The organism is Paraburkholderia sediminicola, assembly GCF_046027355.1.
Lineage (GTDB): Bacteria > Pseudomonadota > Gammaproteobacteria > Burkholderiales > Burkholderiaceae > Paraburkholderia > Paraburkholderia sediminicola_B.
Window position 1 is genome coordinate 1 of record NZ_JAQQEK010000172.1, and the last position, 239, is coordinate 239.

Annotated in this window: 1 protein-coding gene; it reads left to right on the forward strand. The window is 64.0% G+C overall.

The features are described 5' to 3' along the window. Positions 1–239 (forward strand): TolC family protein (locus tag PQR42_RS45765; protein WP_408394142.1); only part of this gene is annotated, 239 nt, incomplete at both ends.

Sequence of the window (239 nt, forward strand, 5' to 3'; positions counted from 1 at the left end):
AACGCGATCCTGTTGTCCGCACGCGCCGAACTCGCCCGCGACTACATCCAGTTGCGCGACACGCAGGCTCTGCTCCAGATCGCGAAGCAGAATCTGGAGATCGCGCACGACGCCACGAAGCTCACGCAAACGCGGGTGCATGAAGGCGTCACGACGGAGCTGGATGTGGCCAACGCGATGGCCCAGGCGGAGTCGATCGAAAGCCTGATCCCGACGCTCGAATCGCGCAGCGAGACCAC